Below are 4,992 nucleotides of genomic sequence, written 5' to 3' on the forward strand. Positions count from 1 at the left end.
CCCACGCCGACAAACATCTCGATAAAACTTGATCCAGAAACTGAGAAAAACGGCACATCTGCTTCGCCCGCGACGGCCTTTGCAAGCAAGGTTTTACCCGTACCCGGAGGTCCAACCAAAAGCACGCCTTTTGGGATTTTGGCGCCCAAATTTATATATCTATCCGGGTGTTTTAGAAAATCCACGATCTCTTTAACTTCTTCTTTTGCTTCTTGCACGCCAGCCACGTCGGCAAATTTAACCTTCGGTTTTTCCGAGTTTACTAGCTTTTTAGAGCTTCCCATCCCAAGGATACCGCCGCCCATATTTCGCTGCATGCGGCTAGCCAGAAACATCCAAATACCAAAGAAAATAAAAATAGGAAGCACCCACGAAAAGAGCATTTCGGTAAACCAGTTCGTCTCGCTATACGCTCCGTAAGGAATCTTTTGCTCCTCCAAGATCGGCACTAGCGTCGGGTCGTTTACTCTTTTAGCAAAGTATGTTCTACCGCCGTTATCCACGGCTTTTATCGAGGTTTCGGAGATGCCCACTTGCGCTACTTGCTTGTTTTTTATCATCTCTTTTATCTCGGAGTACGATGTGCTTTTCGAGCCGGCCGTACTCTGTCCTAGCAACGTGCCGTCCATCTCTCCGCCTCCAAGCCCGCGAAATGCTATCACTATCACGATAGCAAAAATGGCGAAAATCAAAATCGGATTTTTATTAAAAAAATTATTTCCGCCGTTATTTAAATTTTTATCATCGTTTTTTCTGTTATCCATTATGTTCCTTAAATTATTTTACGCTTTTTGAAATACGAAACTTTTCCACTCGTTTTTGGTTTGACTTTCTACTAGTTTGAGCGACGAAAAAGCCTCTAAAATTCGCGTTTCGTATTTATCCAAAACGCCTGCTAAAACGAGATATGAGCTCTCTTTTAGCAAATTTATCAAATCATTTTTTAGCATTAGTATCACGTCGGCGATTATGTTTGCGACGACGATATCGTATTTTTTATCCAAATTCGCCACCGAACCGGTCCAAATTTGATTAAATTTAACCCCGTTTAGCTCGGCATTTTTCTGCGAGCTTTGCACTGCTTGCTCGTCTGTATCGCAGGCATCCGTGACGCAGCCTAGCTTTGCTAGGGCGATGCTTAATATCCCGCTTCCGCAGCCCACGTCAAGCGCGCTCATACCGCTTGCGGCGTATTTTTGCAGATACTCTATACAAGCGCTCGTACTCTCGTGGTGACCCGAACCAAAGGCAAGCGCGGGATCTATGATGATATTTTCAAACCCGCTTTTAGAATCTTCCCAGCTTGGGTGGATGTAAAATTTACCGATTTCTATCGGTCTTACGTTTTTTTTGTATTCGTTTAGCCAGTCTTGATTTTCTTTTTGGCTTTTTATTATCTTAAATTCGATCTCGCGGCCAAGCGCATCTTGCAGAGATTTTGCGTATTCTTGCAGTCCGAATTCCACTTCGTCTAGCTCGTCTTCGTCTCGGACGATAAACCCGCCCGCAGTCTCCTGCGTACAAGTAACGCCCAGAGAAAAAACGAGATCTTCGAAAAGCTCGCGAAGCTCCTGCGAGCAAAGAACTTCAAGCTCGTAAAATTTATCTTTCAAATTTACGCTCTTTTAGCCTAAGACGTCTTCAAGTTTTTCTTTCAAAACTTGCGGCGTAAACGGCTTTACGATGTAGTTATTGACGCCTGCTTTTAGCGCGGTGATGACCTCGGCCTTACCGCCCTCGGTCGTTACCATGATGATAGGCATATCGACGTATTTTGCCTCGGCGCGGACCTTTTTTACGAGTTCAAGGCCGTTCATCTCAGGCATGTTCCAGTCGGTGATAAGCACGTTTATATCGCTATGTTGGCCCAAAATTTGCCACGCTTCGACTCCGTGCTCAGCCTCTAAAATTTCCTGATGCCCGAGCCTTTGCAGGGTGTTTTTTATGATTCTTCTCATAGTAGAGCTGTCGTCGACTACTAGTATTTTCACAATCGTATCCTTTTTTAAAAAATGTCCAATTTTAGCAAATTTTATATTTAAATTTACTTTAAAATTTTAGCGGCCCAGTTTAAAGGCCTCTTTTAGATCCAGCGTCCCCTCGTAGTACGCCTTGCCCACGATCGCGCCGTAAACGTCTCCCGCGCGCATTAGCGCCTCGATATCGGAGATATCTTTTACGCCGCCGCTTGCGATCGTATTTATGCCGCTAGCTTTTGCGATTTGCGATGTAAATTCCACGTTCACGCCGCTAAGGGTGCCGTCTTTTGAGATGTCGGTGCAGATTATCGCTTCGACTCCGGCTCCGGCAAATTTAGTCGCTAGCTCGGTCGCTCCCATCTGCGAGACTTCCGCCCAGCCCTGCACGGCGACGAAGCCGTCTTTGGCATCTATGCCGACGGCGACGCGGTATTTTTGCGCCATTTCTTTAGTAAAATTTGGATCTTTTAGCGCTACCGAGCCCAAGATAACGCGCGTTATGCCACTATCAAGGTAGCTTTTTATTCGCGCTTCATCGCGTATCCCGCCGCCGATTTGGATTTGTAAATTTGCGGCTTTTGCGATCTTTTCTACGGTTTTTAGATTTACCGCTTCACCCGCAAACGCTCCGTCAAGATCGACGACGTGAAGCCACTTTGCGCCCATATCTTCAAATCTTTTAGCTAGCTCCCACGGTGCGTCCGAGCAGATTTTGGCGCTACTCATCTCGCCCTTAAAAAGCCGAACCGCCTTACCCTCTTTCAAATCTATCGCAGGAAAAATTTCCATCACATCTCTCCGAAATTTCGTAAAATTTTTAATCCCGTCTCATGGCTCTTTTCGGGGTGCGGCTGAAAGCCGAAAATGTTATCTTTATACACCGCGCTTACGAATTTATAGCCGTATTCGCTAAAGCCAAGCGCCACGTCATCATCGCAAACTACGTGATAAGAGTGCACGAAATACAAATACTCGCTAGCGGCTAGATCCTTATTTATCGGCGTTTGTTTGGTAAAATTTATCGTATTCCACCCCGTATGAGGCACCTTTAGCGGAGCGTCAAATTTGGACGGGTCAAATTTAATCACTCTCCCTTTTACGAGCCCAAGCCCCTCATTTACGCCAAATTCCTCGCTTTGCTCAAAAAGTAGCTGCATACCCAGGCAAATGCCTAAAAACGGCTTTCCGCCGGCTACGGCCTCTTTTATCGCGGGGATAAAATCTCTATCTTTTAGCTTATCCATCGCTTCGCCAAAAGCTCCGACTCCAGGCAAAATAATCTTGTCAAATTTACCTAACTCCTCGCCGCGACCGACGAGCTTCGCCTTTAAATTTAAACTCTCAAACGCGTTTAAAACGCTCCTTAAATTTCCCGCGCCGTAGTCGATAATACCTATCAATGCAAGCTCCTTTGCTTGGTAGCAAAAAGATAGATGCTAAGCGCGATCATCAATATCGCGACGCCGCCGATGAGATAGATCGCGTTTATGATGTGGTCCGGCGCCGTGATGGCAAATTTAAACACGAGCATCAGGGCCTCGATCGCAAGCGCGATGATGATCGATCCGATAAATCTAATCATCGTCTTGTTTTCCATATCCTCGCCGCGCTTGCTTTTGCCTAGCACCTCTTCTTCAAATATCGCTTTAACCAGGTCAAATATCGCAAGCGCCAGCGTCAGCACAATCGTGTGCTCAAACATCTTTTCGACTTCGATATTTAAAAGATCGTTAGCCAAAAGCCCTTTAAGCGCGTCAGCAAACAAAAACAAGGCTATGGTAAAAAGCGCGACCGAAAACGCGGCGTAAACGACCTTAAGAAATTTGCCAAAGTAGCTCTCTAGCTTGCCATGAGAGACGATGGTTAGGATATTTTCTAACGAAACGTCGATACACGCGACGAATTTTAGCTCTCCCTTATCATCATATATCGGAGTGGACGCCGTCACGCACAGTTCACCCGTTAGCGAAGACGGGTACGGGTCGCTTAACACGCAGCGCTTTTCGCGCACCGCGGTGTAATAATAAGACTTATTGCTACAGTTTTCGCCGCCGCCGGCTTTGTATTTTTCATTTAAGCTCACGGTGTCGCCTATTTGCACGCCGTTTGCGTCAAGTACGTAAAACGCGTCAAAACCCTCTATCTCGTGAGCCATTTTATCAAAGCCGCTTTTTATCGACTCGGCGTTTACTCCCGGCAGCCTGTTTGGCAAATTTTTACTAAAAAGATAGCATATATAGGCTCTAGCCTTATATCTTAACTCTGAAAATCTCTGTATATCTTGCAGCGTCAAATTTATTCCTTATTTAGCGCGTGATTAAACTCCGGCACGATCTCTTTGAGCGCAGCCGCGACATCGTCCGCGTGCGTTAAATTTTCGATTTGCTCGTTTAGTTTAGCCACGTCGTATTCGTCCGAGCGCGTCACGAAAATAGACTGAAACTCGGTTTTTACGTCGTCTTTATTGATTAAAAGCTCCTCGTAAAGCTTCTCGCCCGGACGAAGGCCGACGAATTCGACGCCTAGGTGCTCTTTGTTTGATAAAATCAGCATTTTTTTAGCTAAATCGGCGATCTTTATCGGCTCGCCCATATCAAGCACGAAAAGCTCTCCGCCTTTTGCGATAGAGGCTGCTTGAAGGACTAGCTGGCACGCTTCAGACGTAAGCATAAAATACCTTGTGATCTCTGGGTGAGTGACGCTTAGTGGCTTATTTGCAGCGATCTGTGCTTTAAATTTAGGTATGACTGAGCCACTTGAGCCAAGGACGTTACCAAAGCGCACACAAACTATCTCACACACACCTGCTTCGTTTGAATTTAGCGCATAAAGCTCGCAAACACGCTTAGTTGTACCCATTATGTTTGTTGGGCGCACTGCCTTGTCTGATGAGATCATGACAAATTTCTTAGCACCATATTTTTTAGAAAGATCGACTGCATTTTTTGTGCCAAGGATGTTGTTTTCAACTGCTGAGCGAGGATTTAGCTCGCAAAGCGGCACGTGTTTGTAG

6 protein-coding genes and 1 pseudogene are annotated in these 4,992 nt (G+C 45.7%); all 7 read right to left on the bottom strand.

Annotated elements, in window-relative coordinates; all coding sequences use genetic code 11:
• Positions 1–764, bottom strand: a 764-nt coding sequence (locus tag Q0200_RS10670; protein ID WP_297941035.1) for an FtsH/Yme1/Tma family ATP-dependent metallopeptidase, incomplete at its 3' end; no start/stop codon positions are given.
• Positions 765–782: 18 nt separating this feature from the next.
• A complete protein-coding gene (locus Q0200_RS10675) occupies positions 783–1,613 on the bottom strand; it encodes a 50S ribosomal protein L11 methyltransferase (protein WP_297941037.1) in 831 nt (276 codons plus the stop codon).
• A 12-nt stretch (positions 1,614–1,625) separates the two neighbouring features.
• Complete coding sequence (locus Q0200_RS10680; protein WP_002952918.1) at positions 1,626–1,991, bottom strand: chemotaxis response regulator CheY; 366 nt, start codon at positions 1,989–1,991, stop codon at positions 1,626–1,628.
• A gap of 66 nt (positions 1,992–2,057) precedes the next feature.
• Positions 2,058–2,768: a 1-(5-phosphoribosyl)-5-[(5-phosphoribosylamino)methylideneamino]imidazole-4-carboxamide isomerase gene (gene hisA / locus Q0200_RS10685; protein WP_297941042.1), complete on the bottom strand. Its 711-nt coding sequence runs from the start codon at positions 2,766–2,768 to the stop codon at positions 2,058–2,060.
• The gene (gene hisH / locus Q0200_RS10690; protein WP_297941039.1) at positions 2,768–3,379 is read right to left on the bottom strand and encodes an imidazole glycerol phosphate synthase subunit HisH; all 612 of its coding nucleotides are present in this window, start codon (positions 3,377–3,379) and stop codon (positions 2,768–2,770) included. Before hisH ends, hisA begins: the two co-directional genes overlap by 1 nt.
• Positions 3,376–4,272, bottom strand: coding sequence for a PDC sensor domain-containing protein (locus Q0200_RS10695; RefSeq protein WP_297941040.1), 897 nt, complete (start codon positions 4,270–4,272; stop codon positions 3,376–3,378). The genes hisH and Q0200_RS10695 overlap by 4 nt, the downstream gene beginning before the upstream one ends.
• 2 nt (positions 4,273–4,274) lie before the next feature.
• Positions 4,275–4,992: pseudogene (pglF, locus tag Q0200_RS10700) on the bottom strand (UDP-N-acetylglucosamine 4,6-dehydratase (configuration-retaining)); the annotation flags it as partial.

This window comes from uncultured Campylobacter sp. (assembly GCF_938045225.1).
Lineage (GTDB): Bacteria > Campylobacterota > Campylobacteria > Campylobacterales > Campylobacteraceae > Campylobacter_A.

Bases quoted from the DNA above. Each gene is read 5' to 3' on its own strand.
- hisA (WP_297941042.1), bottom strand. From the start codon at position 2,768: ATGGAAATTTTTCCTGCGATAGATTTGAAAGAGGGTAAGGCGGTTCGG.